Origin of the sequence: Micromonospora sp. NBC_00617 (genome assembly GCF_045161355.1) — a bacterium.
Taxonomy (GTDB): domain Bacteria; phylum Actinomycetota; class Actinomycetes; order Mycobacteriales; family Micromonosporaceae; genus Micromonospora.
On record NZ_CP107751.1, the window covers coordinates 6,687,376 to 6,707,029 of the forward strand.

Sequence of the window (19,654 nt, forward strand, 5' to 3'; positions counted from 1 at the left end):
TCCGGGGCGTCGTCAACGGCCCAGCACCACGCGGGCCATCCCGTCGAGCGCCGGGTTGCCCGGCTCCCAGTAGCCGGTGTGCCCGCCGCGACCGCTCGGGAACACCCGACCGCCGAACCCGGTGTCGGCCGGGTCGTGACCGAACCACAGCTCGTGGCCCGTCCGATCCGGCCACCCCAGCACGGCGGCGAGCGGAGCGGCGCCCAGCAGGGCCCGACGCCCCAACTCGTCCACCGGCCGGGCCAGGCGGATCACGTCGTCCGGAGCGCTGCTGGCCCACACCTCTGCGGCCGGTACGCCAAGCTCGGCCGCGTGCGCCGCACCGACCCCCGGTGAGCCGACGAACATCAACGCGTCGGCCGCCAGCCCGTGCTCCCGGGCGGCGATGCCCACCACCAGCGACCCGTAGCTGTGCCCGAGCACGGTCTGCCGTGCCGGCGGCCCCTCGTGGGTGGCGCGCAACCCCTCCTGGAAGCGGTGCAGCGCCCCGCCTGCGTCCCGGGCCTGGCCGGCCGACGCCGCCTCGGTCAGGAAGTCCGGTGCGTCGTAGTCCAGCCACAGCACCGCCGCGCTGCGCTCACCCGGCGCGAGCGTCGCGCAGCGCTCCAGCACCCGGGCCGCTCGACCCAACTCGCCGGGGGCGTCGTCCAGCCCGGCGGTCATTCCCGGCACGTACGTCAGCACCCGGTCGGCGTGGTCCGGGTCGCCGAGCGCCACCACCACCCGACCCTCACCGGCCGGGTCCAGCCCGAGCAGGTACGCCCGCGGCTCCCCGGTCGCCAGGCGCTCGGTGAGCGCGTCCAGGCCGGCCAGCCGCGCCGCCACCCCGCGCAGCCGCAGCGAGGCGAGCGGCCCCGGCGGCACCCGGGCCAGCAACTGTCGACGTTCGGCCAGCAACTCCGCGCGCCGCGCACCGAGGAGCAGGCGGTTGGCCTGGTCGCGGGCGGCCACCGGCACCCCGTCCAGGCCGCCGACGAGGGCCGGCTCGTGCCCGACCAGCCACCGTCGCTGCGCCGGGGTCAACCCGGACCACCAGGCGCGCACCAGCGCCGGCGTCGCCCCGGAGGCCGGTCGACCGGGCGGCGGTGGGGACGCCCAACCGGTGCCGGCGGCCCGGGCCAGCTCGTCCAACCGGTCGGCGGCCTGCCGGTCCGCCGCGTCGGCCAACTCCAGCGCGCCCCGCAGAGCCGCCCCCGCGCCCGCTTGCGCCGCGCCGGCCCGCTCGGTCGGGCGGGGACGAGTCGGATCGACGTGCACCGCACCGGACCGATCCACCACCAGGCCGGCCGATTCGGCCCGGGCGACCGCCTCGGCGAGCCGCGCCTTCGCCACCACCAGGCGCCCGGCCAGCTCGGACAGCACCTGATCGGCCTCGATCAGCGCGGGCGTCACCGAGGTCACCTCGCCCCGCAGACCGCCCAGCCGAGCGTCCGCCGCCACCGCGGCCGGGCCGGACCAGCCGCTGCGCAACCGCCCGGCGGAACCGGCCAGCTCGCCGGCGTGCCGCTCGACCGGACCGGTCAACCCGGCCCAGGCCGCCCCGGCCGCCCGCCAGCCGCCCGGATCGGCGGCCCAGAGCTGCCGATAGCCGACGCCGCTCACCGGGGCAGGACGGCGAACCGGCCGGCAGCCCGGTCGTCCACCGTCTCGTACGCCTCGGCGGCAGCCCGGACACCACCAGCGGTCGCCGCCACGTCCGCTCCCAGCCGGCAGAACCACTCGTGCGCGGCCGACTCCAGCCCCGCCAGAGCCGTGGCGGCCCGCCAACCCGGTGCCGGCACCAGCAGGCCGAGCGCTCCGGCCAGGCCCCACGCCAACCGGTACGCCTCGTCGTCGAGCGCACCGGCCACGGCGCGCAGCTCCTGCGGCCGGACGGCGAACGGCTCCTCGGTCATGACCCCACCCCCGTGCACGATCGGCATCCACGCGCTGACGTTAGGCAGGGGCGGGCCGTGTCGGAGTGCCCTGTGGACAGCCGGCCGCGGTCGTACGCCGGTGTGTCCACAGGCGTTGCCCACGGCGGGCCCGACGGCTAATCTGCCGCCTCGGCCGCCGGTAGGGTGGTCTGGTGATCGTCGCTGTCGGCATCGACGTCGTCCTGGTCGACCGGTTCACCCGGTCCCTGGCGCGGACGCCGCTGCTTGCCGACCGGCTCTTCACCGCGGCCGAGCGGGCCACCCGCCCCGGCACCCCACGCTCGCCCGAGTCGCTCGCCGCCCGGTTCGCCGCGAAGGAGGCCGTCGCCAAGGCGCTCGGCGCCCCGGCCGGGCTGAGCTGGCACGACTGCGAGATCGTGCCCGACGAGGCCGGTCGACCCTGGCTGACCGTCTCGGGCACCGTCGCGGCGGCGGCCGTCGAACGGGGGATCAACCACCTCTCGCTGTCGCACGACGGCGGGATCGCGTCGGCGATGGTGGTCGCGGAACGGTGATGTCGGCCGGGTGGCCGTGGCGGCCCACTCGCGAGCGGAATGGGGCACGGTGACATGAGAGCGGTGTGGCGGGCGGCTGACGTACGGGCGGCCGAGGCGGGGCTGAAGGGCACACTGCCGGAGGGCACGCTGATGCAGCGGGCCGCCGCCGGGTTGGCCCGCCGGGCCGCTCTGCTGCTCGCCGAGCGGGGCGGGGTGTACGGCGGCCGGGTGCTGCTGCTCGTCGGCTCCGGCGACAACGGCGGTGACGCCCTCTATGCCGGGGAACGGCTGGCCCGCCGGGGCGTCGAGGTGTCCGCCCTGCTGCTCACCCCGGGGCGGGCGCACGCCGCGGGGCTGGCCGCGCTGCGCGCCGCCGGTGGTCGGCTGGTCGACCGCCCGGTCGGCCCCGTCGACCTGGTCCTCGACGGCATCGTCGGGATCGGTGGCGCGGGCGGGCTGCGGGCGAGCGCGGACGAGGTGGCCCAGCGCCTCGACGACCTGCGCGGGCGCGACGGCGCTCGGGCCACCGTGCTGGCCGTGGACGTGCCGAGCGGGGTTGTGGTGGACACCGGGCACGTGCCGCTTACCGCGTCCGGCCGGCCCGCCGCGGTCCGCGCCGACGTGACGGTGGCCTTCGGCGCGTTGAAGCCCGCCCTGGTCGTCGGACCGGCAGCCGTCCTGGCCGGGCAGGTGGAGCTGGTCGACATCGGGCTGCGGCCCTGGCTGCGGGGCACTCCCGCGCTGCGGGTCACCGAGTGGTCCGACGTCGTGCAGTGGTGGCCGGAGCTGGGCGCGGCGTCGGAGAAGTACACCCGGGGTGTGGTCGGGGTGGCGACCGGCTCGGCGACGTACCCGGGCGCGGCGGTGCTCTCCGTCGGCGGGGCACTCGCCGGGCCAACGGGGCTGGTCCGCTACGCCGGTGGCGCTCGGGCCGAGGTGCTGCACCAGCACCCCTCGGTGATCGCCACCGGGCGGGTCGCCGACGCCGGCCGGGTGCAGGCCTGGGTGTGCGGCTCGGGGCTGGGCACCGGCGACGACGCGGCGGCCGAGCTGCGGGCCGTCCTGGCCGCCCCGGTGCCGGTGGTGCTCGACGCGGACGCGCTGACCCTGCTGGTGGACGGCTCGCTCGCCGACCGGCTGCGCGGCCGGGACGCGCCGATCGTGGTCACCCCGCACGACCGGGAGTTCACCCGGCTGTGCGGGGAGGAGCCCGGCGCCGACCGGGTCGGGGCCGCGCTGCGGCTGGCCGCCTGGATGAACGCGGTGGTGCTGCTCAAGGGGGACCGCACGGTGATCGGCACGCCGGACGGCCGGGCGTACGTCAACCCGACCGGCACCCCGGCGCTGGCCACCGGCGGCACCGGCGACGTGCTGGCCGGGCTGCTCGGCTCGCTCCTGGCGGCCGGGGTGCCGGCGGACCGGGCGGCGGCCTCCGCCGCGTACCTGCACGGGCTCGCCGGTCGGGAGGCGGCCCGCGGCGGTCCGGTGACCGCGCCCGACGTGGCGACCGCGCTGCGCCCGGTCATCGCCCGGCTGGGCTGATCGTCGCTGTTCGGGGCCGGTTGGCCGGCTCAGCGGACCGGGCCGTGCGTCGCCGCCCAACCGGATCAGGGCGGAAAGTAGGCTGGGCGTATGTGGCAGGCCGAGGTACGAGTCGATCTTGACGCGATCCGCGAGAACGTGGGTCGGCTCCGCTCCGGCACCACCGCCGAACTGATGGCGGTGGTCAAGGGCGACGGGTACGGCCACGGCATGCTCCCGTCCGCCCGCGCGGCACTGGACGCGGGGGCCGACTGGCTCGGCGTGTGCACCCTCGACGAGGCGCTCACGCTGCGCCGGGCCGGGATCACCGCGCCGGTGCTGGCCTGGTTGCTCGCGCCGGGGTTGCCGCTGCACGAGGGGGTCAGCGCCGGGGTGGACCTCGCCGCCGCCAGCCTGCCGCAACTCGACGAGATGGTCGAGGCGAGCCGGCGCGCCGAGCGCCCCGCCCGGCTGCACCTGAAGATCGACACCGGGCTGTCCCGGGGCGGCGCCACCGTCGCCGACTGGCCGGCGCTGCTCGACGCCGCCGCGAAGGCGCAGGCCGACGGCCTGGCCGAGGTGGTCGGTGTGTGGAGCCATTTCGCGTACGCGGACACGCCCGGTCATCCGACCATCGACCGGCAGCTCGCCGTCTTCCACGAGGGGCTGGCCATGGTCGAGCGGGCCGGGCTGCGCCCCCGCTGGCGGCACCTCGCCAACTCGGCGGCCACCCTGACCCGCCCCGACACGCATTTCGACCTGGTCCGTCCTGGGCTGGCCATCTACGGTCTGTCCCCGGTGGCCGGCGAGACGTACGGGCTGCGGCCGGCGATGACCGCGCGGGCCCGGGTGATGCTCACCAAGCGGGTGCCCGCCGGCACCGGCGTCTCCTACGGGCACACCTACACGACCGAGGCGGACGCGAACCTCGCCGTGGTGCCCCTCGGGTACGCCGACGGTGTGCCCCGGCACGCGTCCAACACCGGGCCGGTGCAGCTCGCCGGTGCGCGGCGGACGATCTCGGGGCGCGTCTGCATGGACCAGTTCGTGATCGACTGTGGCGACGACCCGGTGGCCGACGGCGACGTGGCGACCCTGTTCGGCAGCGGTGCCGACGGCGAGCCGACGGCCGACGACTGGGCCGAGGCGGTCGGCACGATCAACTACGAGATCGTCACCCGGTTCGGCAGCACGCGGGTGCCGCGCGTCTACGACGGCGAGCGCTCGCCGTGAGCGTGAGGAGTGAGCCGGGGTTGCGAGCCCCGCAGTCGCGAACAATGGTGACGCCGTGAGCGTGAGGAGTGAGCCGGGGTTGCGAGCCCCGCAGTCGCGAACAATGGTGGCGCCGTGAGCGTGAGGAGTGAGCCGGGGTTGCGAGCCCCGCAGTCGCGAACAATGGTGACGCCGTGACGTACCGCATCCCGCGTCCGCGGACCGCCGCCGGCCGGGTCGCCGGCCTGGTCGGCGCCGCGGTCGGGGTGGCGGCGGCCGGCCTGGCCGCCGGCGTCGCGACCGAACGGACCCTGGTCCGCCGGCTCAAGGCCGACCCGGCCGACCGCTACGCGCACGAGAGGTTCGACGAGCAGCGGTACGACGAGGCGTTCCGGCTGGAGCTGCCGGACGGCACCGACATCCACGTCGAGGTGGTCGAGCCGACCCGCCCGACGCCGGGGCATCCGACGGTGGTGCTGGTGCACGGCTTCTGCCTGGACATGGGCACCTTCCACTTCCAGCGCCAGATGCTCGCCGCACGCGGTGACTACCGGGTCGTGGCGTACGACCAGCCCGGTCACGGCCGGTCCGGCCGGTTGGAGACCGGGGAGTACGACCTGGCGGTGCTCGGCCGGACGCTGCGCCAGGTGATCGACCGGACCGCCCCGGAGGGGCCGCTGGTGCTGGTCGGCCACTCGATGGGCGGCATGACCATCATGGCGTTCGCCGAGCTGTTTCCCGAGCTGTTCGGTGACCGGGTGGTGGGCACGGTGCTGATGGCCACCTCGGGCGGGTTGATCGCGGAGACCAAGCTGGTCGCGCCGGCGCTGCTCGGCCGGGTCGGCGGCCCGGTGCTCTACATGGTCAGCAACGCCACCCGGTACGGCGGTCCGGTCATCGACAAGGCCCGTAAGTCCACGTCCAACGTGGCCTGGCTGCTCACCCGCAAATACGGCTTCGGCACCCGCAAGCCCAGCCCGGCGCTGGTGTCGTACGTGGAGACGATGAACTCCCGGACCTCCGCCGACACGGTGACCCGCTACCTGCGGACGCTGGCCACGCACTCGCGTTTCCCGGCGCTGGCCGCGTTGGCGAACGCGCCGGTGCTGGTGGTCGTCGGCGACAAGGACATGATCACTCCGGTGACACACTCCGAGGAGATCGTCCGGCGGTTGCCGCACGCCGAGTTCATCAAGATCAAAGACAGCGGTCACGTGGTGATGTTGGAGCACGCCGACGAGGTCAACGCCGCGCTGGCGCGGTTCCTCGAGTCACTGGAGAGCATGGAGGACCGGTGAGTTTCGTCGTCAAACTGCCGACCGTCGAGGACACTCGGGAGTTCGGCCGCCGGCTGGCCGGGCTGCTGCGGGCCGGTGACCTGGTGCTGTTGACCGGTCCGCTGGGGGCCGGCAAGACCGCGCTCACCCAGGGCGTCGGCGCCGGGCTCCACGTTCTCGGCGACGTCACCTCGCCGACGTTCGTGATCGCCCGAGTGCACCGGCCCGATCCGGCCCGGGGTGGTCGGGTGGCCCTGGTGCACGCCGACGCGTACCGGCTGGGCGCCGCCAGCGACCCCCGTGCCGAGATCGACGACCTGGACCTGGACGCCTCGGTGGACGAGTCGGTGACCGTGGTGGAGTGGGGTGAGGGCCTGGTGGAGCAGTTGGTCGACGCGCACCTGCGGGTCCGTATCGACCGCCGCGACGACGACACCCGGATCGTCGAGCTGGAGCCGGTCGGTGGCGACTGGGCCCGACGGCTCGCCGAGCTGAGTTAGGGCCTGTGTCGGCGCGGCGCTGTCGGACCGGGTGCCTAGAGTGCGGGGGACCGACCCGCGCTGGAAGAGGTTCCTGATGCCCGACGACGCCCCCGCCCTGGATCTGCTGGCCCTGCTGCCGGAGCAGTGGCGTGCCGTGCTCACCCCGCACCTCGATCCGGCCCGCACCGCCGCGCTGGCCGAGTTCGTCGCCCGGGAGTATGCGACGCAGACCGTCTTCCCGCCGTTGGAGGATCTCTTCTCGGCGTACCGGCTCTGCCCGCCGCAGAGCACCCGGGTGCTGATCCTCGGGCAGGATCCCTATCACCGCGCCGGGCAGGCCCACGGGTTGAGCTTCAGCGTCCGCGAGGGGGTGGCGGTGCCGCCGTCGCTGCGCAACGTCTTCAAGGAGCTGGGCGAGGACGTGGGCGTGGCCAAGCCGCGCAGCGGCAACCTCGACGGCTGGGCCGCGCAGGGCGTGCTGCTGCTCAACGCGGTGCTGACGGTGCGCCAGGCCACGCCGGGTTCGCACGCCAACTCGGGCTGGGAGGAGTTCACCGACGCCACGATCCGGGCGCTGGACGCCGCACCGGACCGGGTGGTCTTCCTGCTCTGGGGCGGCTACGCGCGCAAGAAGGCGGCCCTGGTCACCAGCCCGCAGCACGTGGTGTTGGAGGCCGGTCACCCCAGCCCGATGAACCCGCGCGGCTTCCTCGGCAGTCGCCCGTTCAACGCGGCCAACAAGGCGCTCGCCGACGCCGGCCGCCCCACCATCGACTGGGAGCGCACCGCCGGCTGACCCCTGCGGCCCGGGCCGCGCCGCCTGCTCAATGGCGCGGGCCGCGCTGGCAGCTTGTTGTTCTGGTGCGGGCCGTGCACCCGGCGAGACCGCGCGGCCCTTCGCCGCGCGGGTCAGCCCTCGGCAGCGAGTTGCCGCGCCCGGTAGCGGCGCAGCAGTTCGGCGGCCCGCGGCTCGGTCAGCTCCAGCTCGACCACCGGCACCACCCGATAGTCGCGCCCGCCGTGGCGCACCTCGATCGTCTCGGGCAGCTCGTCGCACATGGTCGCCCTGATCTCGCCGTACCGGGTCGACCACCGGTGCTCGCCCGGCTCCTCCGGCTCCAGCCACACCCCGCCGAACTCGCCCCAGCGGGCGTTCCACCGCTGGCCGTAGTTCGTCTCCAGCCAGCGTGTGAACCGTTTCGAGTCCTGCCAGCGCAGGGCGATCTCCACGGCGTCCACCGGCACCGGCGCGCCCTGCAACAGGGCCGCCGTGCTGCCGGTGAGCACCTGCGGAAAGTCGGTGAGTCGGTCCAGCGTCTCATCCAGGCCCAGCTCGTCGATGCGTTCGGCGATCGGCCGGGCGGCCAGTTCGCCGATGCGGGCGTCGAGGTGCGCTTCCAGCGGCTCGACCTCGACCACCATCTGCACGTCCATCGCGGCGAACAAGCGCTCCAGCACCGGAATGCTGGCGGCGCGGCTGCCGCTCTCGATCCGGGCAACAGCCGCCTGGGTGACCCCCGCCGCCTCGGCCAGCTCGGACTGGGTCAGGTCACGCAGGTGCCGTTGCTGACGGACAGCCCTGCCGAGCAGGGTGGCGAGGCGCGTGGGCGGCATGCCGACATGGTGGCCCGTCCATCGCCGTGGAGAAACCGCTGAGCCGGATTTACGACTGCGTGGCCTGGGTCCGAGATCCCGGCGACTCGGTGACCCGGCGGCTCGGCGGCTCGGCGACCTGGCGGCTCGGCGACCCGGCGCCGTCGGGTGGGTCATTCCCTGATGAGCGGTATACCTGTGAGTCATAAATATGACTCACAGGTATACCGCTCATCAGGACAAGTGGCCTCCGGCCGAGTGGTGACGTCCCGCAAAGATCGATTGAGGACGGCCAGGGCGGTGAGCGCGGCCAGGACGGCCAGGGCGGTGAGCGCGGCCAGGACGGCCAGGGCGGTGAGCGCGGCCAGGACGGCCAGGGCGGTGAGCGCGGCCAGGACGGCCAGGACGGCTGACCCTGGGCGCAGGCAGGCAGGCAGGCAGGGGGCGGGGGCGGGGCGTGGCCGGGCGGCGGTGGCGGGGCCGCTAGGCTGGCTAACCGTGCTCGTACTCGTGGTGGACAGCTCGACCCCCGCGGTGACCGCAGCGTTGGTGGAGATCTCGGCGGACGGCGTGACGTCCCGGGCGCACCGGTGCACGGTCGACGCCCGCGCGCACGGTGAACTGCTCGCGCCCCAGGTTGACGCGGTCCTCGCCGATGCCGGAGCGCGCCCGCATGACCTGGGCGCCATCGTCGCCGGGCTCGGCCCAGGGCCGTTTACCGGGCTGCGGGTCGGCCTGGTCACCGCCGCCACGATGGGGCAGGTGCTCGGCGTTCCGACGTACGGCGTCTGTTCCTTGGACGGCATCGGCTACCCGGCGGTGGCCGGCGAGCCGGTGCTGGCCGCGAGCGACGCCCGCCGCAAGGAGCTGTACTGGGCCGTCTACGACGGCGCCGGTCAGCGGATCGTCGGGCCCGAGGTGTCCACCCCGGCGGTGGCCGCCGCCCGCGCCCGGGAACTGGGGGCGACGGTCGCGGTCGGCGACGGGGCACACCGGTACGCCGAAGCCCTGGACCTGCCGGTCCGGGTCGAGCCGCGCTACCCGGAGGCCACCGTGCTGGCGCAGCTCGCCGCCGAGCGGATCCGGGCCGGCGCACCCGGTGAGCGGCTCACCCCGCTCTATCTGCGCCGTCCGGACGCCGTGGCGGCCACCGGCCGCAAACCGGTCCTGCCGTGAGCACGACCGTACGGCTCGACCCGTTCCGCTGGTGGCACATCGACGAGGCGATGCCCATCGAGGTGGACCTCTTCGGCGCGGAACACTGGTCGCCGGCGATGTTCTGGAACGAGCTGGCCAACAGGCACCACTACCGGGTCGCCACCGACACCGACGGCGCCCTGCTCGGCTATGCCGGGCTCGCCGGAGCCCCACCGGACGAGGTGTGGGTGCAGGTCATCGCGGTCCGCCGGGACGTCCAGCGCCGCGGCGTCGGGCGTGCCCTGCTGGAGGAGCTGCTCGCCGAGGCGGCCCGGCGGGACGCCCGCAGCACCCTGCTGGAGGTCGCCGTGGACAACGTCGCCGCCCAGCGGCTCTACGCGATGTACGGGTTCGAGCCGATCGGGGTGCGTCGCGGCTACTACCAACCGAGCAACACCGACGCGCTGGTCATGCGGCGCGACGCCGAGCCGACCGGGGACGGACCACACGACCATGGCTGACGAACCGCTGATCCTGGGCATCGAGACCTCGTGCGACGAGACCGGCGTCGGCATCGTACGCGGGCACACCCTGCTGGCCGACGCGCTCGCGTCCAGCGTCGAGGAGCACGCCCGCTTCGGGGGCGTGGTGCCCGAGGTGGCCAGCCGGGCTCACCTGGAAGCCATCGTGCCGACCATGCAGCGCGCGCTGACCGAGGCCGGTGTCACCCTCGCCGACATCGACGCCATCGCGGTCACCTCCGGGCCCGGTCTGGCCGGCGCGCTGCTCGTCGGCGTCGCCGCCGCCAAGGGGTACGCGCTGGCGGCCGAGAAGCCGGTGTACGGCGTCAACCACCTCGCCGCGCACGTCGCGGTGGACACCCTGGAGCACGGCCCGCTCCCGGAACCCGCGATCGCGCTGCTGGTCTCCGGCGGGCACTCGTCGCTGCTGTTGGTCGACGACCTGGCCCGGGGCGTCACCCCGCTCGGCGCCACCATCGACGACGCGGCCGGTGAGGCGTTCGACAAGGTCGCTCGACTGCTGGGTCTGCCGTTCCCGGGCGGCCCGCCCATCGACCGGGAGGCCCGCGCCGGTGACGCCGCCTCGATCGCGTTCCCGCGGGGCCTCACCGCCGCCAAGGATCTCGCCGCCCACCGGTACGACTTCTCGTTCTCCGGGCTGAAGACGGCGGTGGCCCGGTGGGTCGAGGCGCGGCAGCGCGCCGGCGAGCCGGTGCCGGTGGCCGACGTCGCCGCGTCCTTTCAGGAGGCCGTCTGTGACGTCCTGACCAGCAAGGCGCTCGCCGCCTGCCGGGCGCAGGGGATCGAGACGCTGGTGATCGGCGGCGGAGTGGCCGCGAACTCCCGGCTGCGGGTGCTGGCCGAGCAGCGGGCCGAGAAGTACGGCATCCGGGTGCGGGTGCCTCGGCCGAAGCTGTGCACCGACAACGGGGCGATGGTGGCCGCGCTCGGATCGCATCTGGTCGCCGCCGGGGTCGCGCCGAGCCGGCTGGACCTGCCGGCCGACTCGGCGCTGCCGTTGACAACGGTCAGCGTGTGACGGGGGCGCCGGAGATGATCGTGCGGATGTGGGAGGCGCGCGCCGAGGCGTACGGCGTCGCGGACCTGATCACCTGGGTGTGCGACACCGCCCTGCCGGAGTTGGAGCACGACCCTCTGCACGTGTCCAGCGAGGTCTTCTCCTCCACCGACCACCGCGTCGTGGTCATCTCCAAGTGGCGCAGCAGCCCGCGTCCGCTGCCCGATCCACCCGCCCTGCTGGTGGCCCGCGCCCCGCACTCCTGGGACTTCACCCAGGTGGACCGCTGACGGGGGCCACCAGACGGGTGGTTCAGCTGCGGCGCAGCATCCGGTAGGTGGCGATCCCGCCGGTGCCGAGCGCGGCGAGGAAGACCAGCCAGATGACGGTGCTGCTGACCCCCACCTGCGGGCCGGTGTTCGCCGCGGCGGCGGCCAGCAGCCCGTCCTGGCCGGGGGCGGGCAGCGCCGCCGGGGGCAGCTCCGGCCAGCGGACCAGCCCGGTGCTCTCCAGCATCTGCATGTGGTGCATCACGAATCCGTTGGCGTCTTCGCAGAGTTTGCGGACGGTCGCGTCGCGGGTGCTGGCCCGGACCGCGCCGATCACCGGGAAGATCTTGCCGTGAGCCACCCGGAGCCGAGTGACGAAGATCTGGTCGAACCGGGCGCCGGAGGCCTTCTGCATCTCGGCCAGCCAGCCCTTCTGCTCGGCGGTCGGCTCGGTGGGGATGGTCGCGCCGAGCTTGTTGGCGGCGTCCACGACGAGCTGGTCGAGCTTCTGGTGCTCGTTGGCGATGCCCGCACCGATTTCCCGGACCTTCGCCGACTGCCCCTTCTCGGCGGCCATCTGGCCGGCCGGCATTTCCCACAGCCCGGCCAACCGCACACCGTTGAGCAGTGTCATGTCGGCGGCGTTGAGCTGCTGCCCGCCGGCGGGGGCGGCGATGGCCACTCCGGGCAGGACACCGACCCCCGCGATGATCGCGATGAGCAACATCGCCGCGCGGTGCATCCGGTTGCCCGGCCGACGACGGGCGGATCTGAGCGGTGCCATGTCTGCGGTGCCTCCTCGGTCCCGACCGAAACGCGTCTGGACCGGGCAGCCGCATCCTGCCGACCGCCCGTCCGCCCACTGGTACGGACTGATCGCCCGATCAGTTCATCCGTACGCCCCGCGGAAATGTGTGCGGTGGACGAGCCGGAGCCCTCCGCGCGGCGCGGATCAGCGGGTGACGGCGAGGAAGCCGCCGAGCAGCAGCAGGGTGAGCGCGGCGACGGCGAAGAGCACCAGCAGCTCCCGGCGGCCGTGCTCGATCGGGTCACCGCCGCCGGCCATCGCGGCGGCGGGGTCGGGCAGGGCCGGCAGGTCCCGGGTCAGCGCGGCCAGGTCGCCGAGGGTACGGGAGGTCCACACCGCGCCGGCCCGCTCGTCGAACTCGTCCAGCGTGAGCCGGCCCTCGGTGGTGTGCCGGTGCAGCTCGGCGACCACCCGGTGGCGGTCGTCGTCGGAGGCGCGCAGCTCGACATCCACGCCGGACAGGGTACGCGGATCAGCCCACGTCGAGGGGGTCGGCGAGGAGCCGTTCGAAGGCCAGTTCGGCGGCGCCGATCAGGGGCGCGTCCTCGCCCAGTGTGGGGGTGCGCAGCCGGACGTGTTCCAGGCAGGCGCCGAGGGCGTTGGAGTTGAGTCGACTGCGGATCTGGGCGGCCGCGGCGAGGTAGAGGTCGCGCATGGTGCCGCCGAAGATGACCATCTCGGGGTTGAAGACGTTGACCAGGTTGGCCACCCCGAAGCCGAGCCAGTCACCCGCCTGGCGTACCGCCGTCTGGGCGCGGGCGTCCCCCCGGTCGGCGGCGTCGAAGACGGCCAGCAGCGCGTCGCGGCCTCGGGCGTCGGATCGTCCGGCCGCGCGCAGCAGGCCGTGCTCGCCGATCTCGGTCTCCCAGCAGCCCCGGGCGCCACACTCGCAGGGCATGCCGTCGCGGACCACCTTCATGTGGCCGACCTCGCCGCCGTACCCGCCGTGTCCGGTGAGCCGGCGCCCCCCGGCGATGATGCCGGCGCCGACGCCAACGTCGCCGTACAGGTAGATGACGTTGTCGCAGCCGGCCGCGACCCCCCGGGCGTGCTCGGCGAACGCCGCCACGTCGGCCACATTGCCGACCGTGACCGGCACGTCGAGGCCCAGTTCGGCGCCGAGCGCGGCGCCGATCGGCTCGTCCACCCAACCCGTGGTGGGGCCGAGCCGGACCAGGCCGTCCTCGCGGCGGACCATCCCGCAGACCGCGACGCCGGTGCCGACGCAGATCGCGTCGGCGGGCACCGCCTGCTGCATCTCCTTGACCGCACCGGCGAGCAGCGGCGCGGTCTCGGCGGCCAGCAGTCCGCGTGGTCGGTCCAGCTCCCGGCGGTCCAGCACCGCGCCGCCCAGGCCGACCCGGGCGGCGCGCAGCCGGTCCACCTCGACGGAGTACGCGTACGCGTACACCCGGGCCGACTCGGGCCGGACGACAATGGACGGTCGTCCGGCCCGGCCGGTCTCCTTCGGCGTTCCCTCGCTGACCAGCCCGACGCCGGCCAGGTCGGCGGTGAGCGCGCCGATGGTGCTCCGGTTCAGCCCCAGCGCGGTGGTGAGTTCGGCCCGGGTGGTCGCCCCGTGGACGTGCACGTGCCGCAGCAGGGCCCCGAGGTTCTGCCTCCGGACCTCCTCCTGGCTGGGTGCCGGGCGCATGCTGGTGCTACCTTCCGCGCGGTCAGCGGGTGCCGGTGGCTGCCGCGCGGCGGCGGGAGAGCGCGTCGACGCTGGCGGCGAGCAGCAGCACGACGCCGGTGACCACGTACTTGACTCCCGCGCTATACCCCATCAGGCCCATTCCGTTTTCGATGACCGCGACCACCGCGCCGCCGAGGATGGCGTCGAGGACGCGGCCCTTGCCGCCGAAGAGGCTGGTGCCGCCGATGACGGCCGCGCCGACCGCGTAGAGCAGTACGTTACTGCCCCCCGTGTTCGGGTCGACCGAGTTGGCCCGGCTGGCCGCCACGATGCCTCCGACGGCTGCCATCGACGAGCAGATCATGAAGACCGAGATCCGGATGCGGTCGACGCCGATGCCGGCCCGGCGGGCCGCTTCCCGGTTGCCGCCCACGGCGTAGATGTGCCGGCCGTAGCTGGTGCGTTGGAGTACGAAGGTCCAGACGACCAGCAGCACCGCGATGACCGGCACCACGATCGGCACGCCCTTGAGCGAGCTGATCAGGACGTTGCGGCTGCGCTCCAGGTTGAGGACGTACACGGCCGTGCCGAGGATGATGGCGAGCCCGGCGATCCGGAGCGCCACCACGGCGATCGGGTCGGTGATCAGGCCGCGGGCCACCCGGTTGCGGTGACGCAGCAGCTGCACCGCCGCGTAGCCGACGACCGCGAGGATGGCGAACGCCCAGCCCAGGGCGGGGGTGAGGTTGCGGTTGGCGATGGCGACAAGCGTGTTGTCGCGTACGGAGATGTTGGTGCCTTCCTTCACCAGCAGCAGCACGATGCCCTGGAAGGCGAGGAAGCCGGCGAGGGTGACCACGAAGGACGGGATACCGACCTTCGCGACGAGCATGCCGAGGCTGGTGCCGATGACCAGGCCGGTGGCGATCGCGGCGAGCACGGCGACCCACCAGGGGTAGCCGAGCACGGTGACCACGTTGGCCAGCACCGCCGCGCAGACGCCGCTGGCGAATCCGGCGGAGAGGTCGATCTCGCCGAGCAGCAGCACGAAGACCAGACCCATCGCGATGAGCGTGACCGCGGCGCCCTGGGTGAAGAGGTTGGCGAAGTTGCCGGCCGACAGGAACGACGACGGCCGCATGACCGCGAACACGGTGCAGAGCACGATCAGACCGAGCACGGCCGGCAATGCGCCGACGTCGCCACCGCGTACCCGACTGAGGTAGTTGCGGGCGTGCCTGGCGACGGTCGGCGGCGGTGTGACGGCCGCCGGGCCGTCCTTGCGCACGGCGGTGGTGGTCATCGGACGCCTCCTGAGATCGAGTCGGCCGGCTGCGGGCCGTCGCCGTTGCCGCCCGGGTCGGTGGCGAGGCCGAGCCCGCCCGAGCGCCCGGCGGTGATCAGCTCAACCACCTGGGCGTGAGTGATGTCGGTGGTCTTCACCTGGGCGACCATCTGGCCGAGGTACAGCGCGGCGATCCGGTCGGAGACGGCGAAGACGTCGTTCATGTTGTGCGAGATGAGAACCACGGCCAGGCCGTTGTCGGCGAGGCGACGGACCAGTTCGAGGACCTGGGCGGTCTGTGCCACACCGAGCGCCGCGGTCGGCTCGTCCAGGATGACGAGCTTGCTGTTCCACAGCACCGCCTTGGCGATGGCCACGGTCTGGCGCTGACCGCCGGAGAGGCTGGACACGTGCTGGCGAAGCGAGGTGACGGTACGGATGGAGAGCCCCGCCAGAGTCTCGGCGGCGAGCTGTTCCATGCTCGGCTCGTCCAGGACGATGCCGCTGTGCTTCTCCCGGCCGAGGAACATGTTCTGCACGATGTCCAGGTTGTCGCAGAGCGCGAGGTCCTGGTAGACGACCTCGATGCCGAGGGCGGCGGCGTCGCGGGGACTGCCGATGTGCACCTGTTCGCCGTTGAACAGGACCTCACCCGCGTCGGTGGGGTAGATACCGCTGATGCACTTCACCAGGGTCGACTTGCCGGCGCCGTTGTCGCCGACCAGAGCGGTCACTTCGCCCGGGTGGACGGTCAGGGCGACGTCGCGGAGCACCTGGACGGGACCGAAGCTCTTGTCGATCCCGCGGAGCTCCAGCAGGGGGGTCGCGGACACGGGGGTCTCCTTCTTAAGGGAGGGTCGGGGCCCGTCCGGCGGGCGCCGCCCGGCACGGGAGGTGTGCTCCCGTGCCGGGCGGCGGTGGTCGTCCCGGCGGGTACTGCGGCGTCGGTCAGCTGATGCCGGCTTCGGTGCAGGCCTTGGCGTACGCCGCGGTGCAGACCTCTTCCTTGGTCACGTAGCCGTCGGCGATGACGTCCTTGATGTTGTCCTTGTAGATGGCCTTCGGGGTGAGCAGCACCGACGGGACGTCGCGGCCACCCTCCGGGTCCTTCACCGTCTGGCCGGTGTCCTTCTTCTCGCCCTTGGCGAGCGCGATGGCCAGGTCGGAGGCGGCCTTCGCCTCTTCGCGGACGGCCTTGTAGACGGTCATGCACTGGTCACCGGCGAGGATGTTCTGCAGGCCCTCGGTGCTGGCGTCCTGGCCGGTCACCGGCACCTTGCCGTTGAGCTTGTTCTTCTTCAGGATCGAGATGGCCGCGTTGCCGAGACCGTCGTTGGCGGCCAGCACGCCGTCGATCCTGCCGTTGGCCTTGGTGAGCTGCTGCTCGAAGATCGTCGCGGCCTGCGTGTTGTCCCACTCCGGCACGGAGTCCTCGGGGCCCTTGACGTACTCCTTGGCGTCGAACTTCGGCTTGAGCACCGAGTCGTAGCCGGCCTTGAACAGGGTGGCGTTGTTGTCGGTGGGGGAGCCGTTCAGGTACGCCACGACCGGGTTCTTGGCGTTCTTCTCGGTGAGGCACTTGGCCAGACCCTCGCCCTGGAGCTTGCCGACGGTCTCGTTGTCGAAGCTGACGTAGTACTGGGCGGAGCCGCCGAGGGTGAGCCGGTCGTAGTCGATGGTGGCGACGCCCTGCGACTTGGCCTTGTCGAGCACGGCCTTGCCGGTGCCGGAGTCCAGGTTGACGATCATCAGGGCGGTGACGCCGCTGGTGATCATCTGGTCGGCGATGGTCTGGAAGGCGCTCTTGTCGTTCTGGGCGTTCTGGATGTCGTACTTGACGTTGGCGGCCTTGAACGCCTCTTCCAGGAACCTGCGGTCCGCGGTCTCCCACCGGGCGGAGGACTTGCTGTCCGGCAGGATGACGCCGATCTTGGGGGTCTTGGTGGAGCTGGGCTTGTCGGAGCCGGAGTCGTCGCCGCAGGCGGTCAAACCGCCGGTCGCGAGCAGGCCCACGGCGGCGATGGTGAGGATCCCCTTACGCATGTGCAGGGTCCTTTCGGAGGTGGGGGAGGTGTTGTTTTGTTGCGTCCGGCAACGTATTGCGCGTCACACTGGTCCCACAAGACCGCGCAGGTGCCAAGTTTGTTGGAAGCGATAACAATTCAGCAACGCGACTGTTACTCCCCGCGTATCCCACGGGAGAGTCGACGTAACGAGAGCCGTCAGCGGGTCTGCAACGGCGCGGTGCGGGCGTCGGTGAGCGCCACCAGGTCCGCCGCGGCCAGTTCGAGTTGCAGACCGCGTCGACCAGCCGAGACGTAGATCGTCGGCAGATCCAGCGCGGATTCGTCCAGCACGGTGGGCAGGCGCCGGCGCTGCCCGAGCGGGCTGATCCCGCCGCGCACGTAGCCGGTGGCCCGCTCGGCGACCGACCGGTCGGCCATCGCCGCCCGCTTGCCGCCCACCGCCGCCGCGAGCGCCTTGAAGTCCAGCTCGCCGGTGACCGGGACGACAGCCACGGTCAGAGCGCCGTCGACCTCGGTCACCAGCGACTTGAACACCCGCTCGGGTGCCACACCGAGCGCCTCGGCGACCAGCGCGCCGTAGTTCGGCGCGTCCGGGGAGACCCGGTACGGATGGGTGCGATACGCGATCTGACGCTTGGCCAGCAGCGCCGTCGCCGGAGTGCCCTGTCCCGCCACACCGACGACGCTAGTGGACCGGTTGGCCGACCAACACGGTCGGTGCCCCGGCGGTCCGGGTGAGCACCAGGCTCGCCGCCTGGTCGCCGGCCAGCCGCAGATCCCGCCGCAACTGCTCCGGGGTGAGCGCGGAGCCCCGCTTGAGGATCTCCACCCGGCCCACCCGCCGCTCGCGCAGCAACGCCCGCAGGCGCTTGAGAGAGAACGGCAGCACGTCGGTGATCTCCAAACAGCGCGCGTACGGGGTGCGGGTCGGCCGGTCGGCGTAGAGGTAGGCGATGCTCGGGTCGCCCAGCGTGGCGTCCAGCTGGTCGGCCAGCTCGGCGACGAGATGTGCGCGGACCACCGCCGGGTCCGGGTCGTACAGGTAGCGGCGCGGTGGCCCGACCGACGCCTCGGCGGCACCCGAGCCGGTGAGCTGGTGACGGTGGGTCTCGGCGCCCCGCTGGCGGTACAGGGTGGCGCGGCGGGGCACCTCCGCCAGCTCGCCACACCAGAGCGCGGCCTCGACCAGGTCGCCGTCCACGCCGACCCACTCCGCCTCCGCGCCGGCCGGGATGAGCGCGTGGTCCAGTCCCGGCGCCACCTTCACCACCGTGCGCGGCACCCGCTCCGCCAGCCCGGTGACGAAGTCCCACGGCGGCGAGTAGGCACGCGGGTCGAAGATCCGCCGACCGGTGCCGCTCGTGCGTCGGGCCGGGTCGCAGAAGACCCCGTCGACCCGGGAGACGTCGAACGCGGTGGCGTCGCCGCACTCGACCGTGAACAGCTCGGCCAGCCCCGCGGCGGCGGCGTTGGCGGCGGCCATCGCGGCGGTCACCGGGTCGGCCTCCACTGCGTACACCCGGATGCCGGCGCGGGCGGCGGCGAGCGCGTCGGCGCCGAGGCCGCAGCCGAGGTCGGCCAGCGTGCGTACGCCGGCCGCGCGCAGGCGCTCGGCGCGGCGCTCGGCGACGACCCGGCGGGTGGCCTGCTCCAGCCCGGCCCGGGTGAGGAACATCCCGGCGGCGACCGGGCCGAACTTGCCGACGGCCCGGTGGCGCAGCTCGGCCTGGGTGAGCGCCGCCGCGGCCAGCGCGGGCGGCACCCCCGCGGCACGCAGGGCCGACGCCGCCGCCAGTGGATCACCGCCGGCCAGCCCGGCCGCCGCCGTGAGCGCGGCCAACCCCTCGGGGGTACGCAGCGCCGCCAGCTGTTCGAGATCCACCCGGCCATTCTCCCGGCCGAGCCGGAAATGCCGGCTGGCGGGGCGCGACGCGCTGGCACTCTCCTTGACGGAGTGCTAGCCACGGAATAACCTGCGATTAGCACTCTCACCCTGAGGGTGCCAGCTTCCGGGTCTCGCGACCCGGGTGCGCACGCCAGGCGGACCGGCACCCGCGACGACGGCCCCGCCCGGTGGCATGAGGCAATTGACGCTGGTCAGCCCCGCTGGCCAGCAACGAAACCAGTACCCCAGGAGGGTATGCCCGTGACTACCGCGACCAAGGTTGCGATCAAGCCGCTCGAGGACCGCATCGTGGTCCAGGCGAACGAGGCTGAGACCACCACGGCGTCGGGCATCGTGATCCCCGACACCGCCAAGGAGAAGCCGCAGGAGGGCACCGTCCTCGCTGTGGGCCCGGGGCGCGTCGACGACAACGGCAACCGGGTTCCGGTTGACGTGCAGGTCGGCGACACCGTCCTCTACTCGAAGTACGGCGGCACCGAGGTCAAGTACGCCGGCGAGGAGTACCTGGTGCTCTCCGCCCGCGACGTCCTCGCGGTCATCGAGAAGTAA

22 protein-coding genes are annotated in these 19,654 nt (G+C 73.5%); 11 read left to right on the forward strand and 11 right to left on the reverse strand.

Annotated features, from left to right (window positions below; genetic code table 11):
- Positions 1-12 precede the first annotated feature (12 nt).
- The gene (locus tag OG505_RS31085) at positions 13-1,602 is read right to left on the reverse strand and encodes an alpha/beta hydrolase (protein WP_405429516.1); all 1,590 of its coding nucleotides are present in this window, start codon (positions 1,600-1,602) and stop codon (positions 13-15) included.
- Positions 1,599-1,895, reverse strand: coding sequence for a hypothetical protein (locus OG505_RS31090; protein ID WP_405429517.1), 297 nt, complete (start codon positions 1,893-1,895; stop codon positions 1,599-1,601). The genes OG505_RS31085 and OG505_RS31090 overlap by 4 nt, the downstream gene beginning before the upstream one ends.
- Positions 1,896-2,068: 173 nt before the next feature.
- Here OG505_RS31090 and OG505_RS31095 point away from each other — a divergent pair, with 173 nt between their 5' ends.
- The 6 genes from OG505_RS31095 to ung all read left to right on the forward strand — a co-directional run bounded on the left by OG505_RS31095 (position 2,069) and on the right by ung (position 7,701).
- A complete protein-coding gene (locus OG505_RS31095; RefSeq protein WP_405429518.1) occupies positions 2,069-2,431 on the forward strand; it encodes a holo-ACP synthase in 363 nt (120 codons plus the stop codon).
- A 54-nt stretch (positions 2,432-2,485) separates the two neighbouring features.
- A complete protein-coding gene (locus OG505_RS31100; RefSeq protein WP_405429519.1) occupies positions 2,486-3,955 on the forward strand; it encodes an NAD(P)H-hydrate dehydratase in 1,470 nt (489 codons plus the stop codon).
- 90 nt (positions 3,956-4,045) lie between these two features.
- On the forward strand, positions 4,046-5,167 hold the full coding sequence (alr, locus tag OG505_RS31105; RefSeq protein WP_405429520.1) for an alanine racemase: 1,122 nt from the start codon (positions 4,046-4,048) through the stop codon (positions 5,165-5,167).
- Positions 5,168-5,340: 173 nt separating this feature from the next.
- Entirely contained in the window at positions 5,341-6,444 is a 1,104-nt protein-coding gene (locus OG505_RS31110; protein WP_405429521.1) for an alpha/beta fold hydrolase, read from the forward strand.
- Complete coding sequence (gene tsaE / locus OG505_RS31115; RefSeq protein ID WP_355068245.1) at positions 6,441-6,923, forward strand: tRNA (adenosine(37)-N6)-threonylcarbamoyltransferase complex ATPase subunit type 1 TsaE; 483 nt, start codon at positions 6,441-6,443, stop codon at positions 6,921-6,923. The genes OG505_RS31110 and tsaE overlap by 4 nt, the downstream gene beginning before the upstream one ends.
- A gap of 76 nt (positions 6,924-6,999) precedes the next feature.
- Complete coding sequence (ung, locus tag OG505_RS31120) at positions 7,000-7,701, forward strand: uracil-DNA glycosylase (protein WP_405429522.1); 702 nt, start codon at positions 7,000-7,002, stop codon at positions 7,699-7,701.
- Between the two features lie 113 nt (positions 7,702-7,814).
- Here the strand turns inward: ung and OG505_RS31125 are convergent, their stop codons facing one another.
- Complete coding sequence (locus OG505_RS31125; RefSeq protein ID WP_405429523.1) at positions 7,815-8,519, reverse strand: helix-turn-helix domain-containing protein; 705 nt, start codon at positions 8,517-8,519, stop codon at positions 7,815-7,817.
- Between the two features lie 477 nt (positions 8,520-8,996).
- Here OG505_RS31125 and tsaB point away from each other — a divergent pair, with 477 nt between their 5' ends.
- Genes tsaB through OG505_RS31145 form a run of 4 tightly spaced genes read left to right on the forward strand, consistent with a single transcriptional unit; the run spans position 8,997 to position 11,464 of the window.
- Positions 8,997-9,674 carry a tRNA (adenosine(37)-N6)-threonylcarbamoyltransferase complex dimerization subunit type 1 TsaB gene (tsaB, locus tag OG505_RS31130; RefSeq protein ID WP_405429524.1) on the forward strand — a complete coding sequence of 226 codons (678 nt, stop codon included), beginning with the start codon at positions 8,997-8,999 and terminating at the stop codon, positions 9,672-9,674.
- Entirely contained in the window at positions 9,671-10,156 is a 486-nt protein-coding gene (gene rimI / locus OG505_RS31135; protein ID WP_405429525.1) for a ribosomal protein S18-alanine N-acetyltransferase, read from the forward strand. Before tsaB ends, rimI begins: the two co-directional genes overlap by 4 nt.
- Positions 10,149-11,195 (forward strand): tRNA (adenosine(37)-N6)-threonylcarbamoyltransferase complex transferase subunit TsaD, encoded by a 1,047-nt coding sequence (gene tsaD, locus OG505_RS31140; protein WP_405429526.1) that lies wholly within the window; start codon positions 10,149-10,151, stop codon positions 11,193-11,195. Before rimI ends, tsaD begins: the two co-directional genes overlap by 8 nt.
- 14 nt (positions 11,196-11,209) lie before the next feature.
- The gene (locus tag OG505_RS31145) at positions 11,210-11,464 is read left to right on the forward strand and encodes a hypothetical protein (RefSeq protein ID WP_039906914.1); all 255 of its coding nucleotides are present in this window, start codon (positions 11,210-11,212) and stop codon (positions 11,462-11,464) included.
- A 22-nt stretch (positions 11,465-11,486) separates the two neighbouring features.
- On the opposite strand, the gene OG505_RS31150 is transcribed toward OG505_RS31145, so the two are convergent.
- The 8 genes from OG505_RS31150 to OG505_RS31185 all read right to left on the reverse strand — a co-directional run bounded on the left by OG505_RS31150 (position 11,487) and on the right by OG505_RS31185 (position 19,081).
- Entirely contained in the window at positions 11,487-12,227 is a 741-nt protein-coding gene (locus OG505_RS31150; RefSeq protein ID WP_405429527.1) for a DUF4142 domain-containing protein, read from the reverse strand.
- Between the two features lie 168 nt (positions 12,228-12,395).
- The gene (locus OG505_RS31155; protein ID WP_405429528.1) at positions 12,396-12,704 is read right to left on the reverse strand and encodes a DUF1707 domain-containing protein; all 309 of its coding nucleotides are present in this window, start codon (positions 12,702-12,704) and stop codon (positions 12,396-12,398) included.
- Between the two features lie 19 nt (positions 12,705-12,723).
- Positions 12,724-13,905 carry an ROK family protein gene (locus tag OG505_RS31160; RefSeq protein WP_405429529.1) on the reverse strand — a complete coding sequence of 394 codons (1,182 nt, stop codon included), beginning with the start codon at positions 13,903-13,905 and terminating at the stop codon, positions 12,724-12,726.
- 22 nt (positions 13,906-13,927) lie between these two features.
- Positions 13,928-15,190: a sugar ABC transporter permease gene (locus OG505_RS31165; protein ID WP_405429530.1), complete on the reverse strand. Its 1,263-nt coding sequence runs from the start codon at positions 15,188-15,190 to the stop codon at positions 13,928-13,930.
- Positions 15,187-16,005: an ATP-binding cassette domain-containing protein gene (locus OG505_RS31170; protein WP_405429531.1), complete on the reverse strand. Its 819-nt coding sequence runs from the start codon at positions 16,003-16,005 to the stop codon at positions 15,187-15,189. The genes OG505_RS31165 and OG505_RS31170 overlap by 4 nt, the downstream gene beginning before the upstream one ends.
- A 115-nt stretch (positions 16,006-16,120) precedes the next feature.
- Positions 16,121-17,215 (reverse strand): sugar ABC transporter substrate-binding protein, encoded by a 1,095-nt coding sequence (locus OG505_RS31175; RefSeq protein WP_405429532.1) that lies wholly within the window; start codon positions 17,213-17,215, stop codon positions 16,121-16,123.
- A gap of 179 nt (positions 17,216-17,394) precedes the next feature.
- Positions 17,395-17,874: a Cys-tRNA(Pro) deacylase gene (gene ybaK / locus OG505_RS31180; protein ID WP_405429533.1), complete on the reverse strand. Its 480-nt coding sequence runs from the start codon at positions 17,872-17,874 to the stop codon at positions 17,395-17,397.
- 10 nt (positions 17,875-17,884) lie between these two features.
- A complete protein-coding gene (locus OG505_RS31185) occupies positions 17,885-19,081 on the reverse strand; it encodes a THUMP-like domain-containing protein (protein ID WP_405429534.1) in 1,197 nt (398 codons plus the stop codon).
- 258 nt (positions 19,082-19,339) lie between these two features.
- Between OG505_RS31185 and groES the strand changes: the two genes are divergently transcribed.
- Positions 19,340-19,654, forward strand: coding sequence for a co-chaperone GroES (groES, locus tag OG505_RS31190; protein WP_030330046.1), 315 nt, complete (start codon positions 19,340-19,342; stop codon positions 19,652-19,654).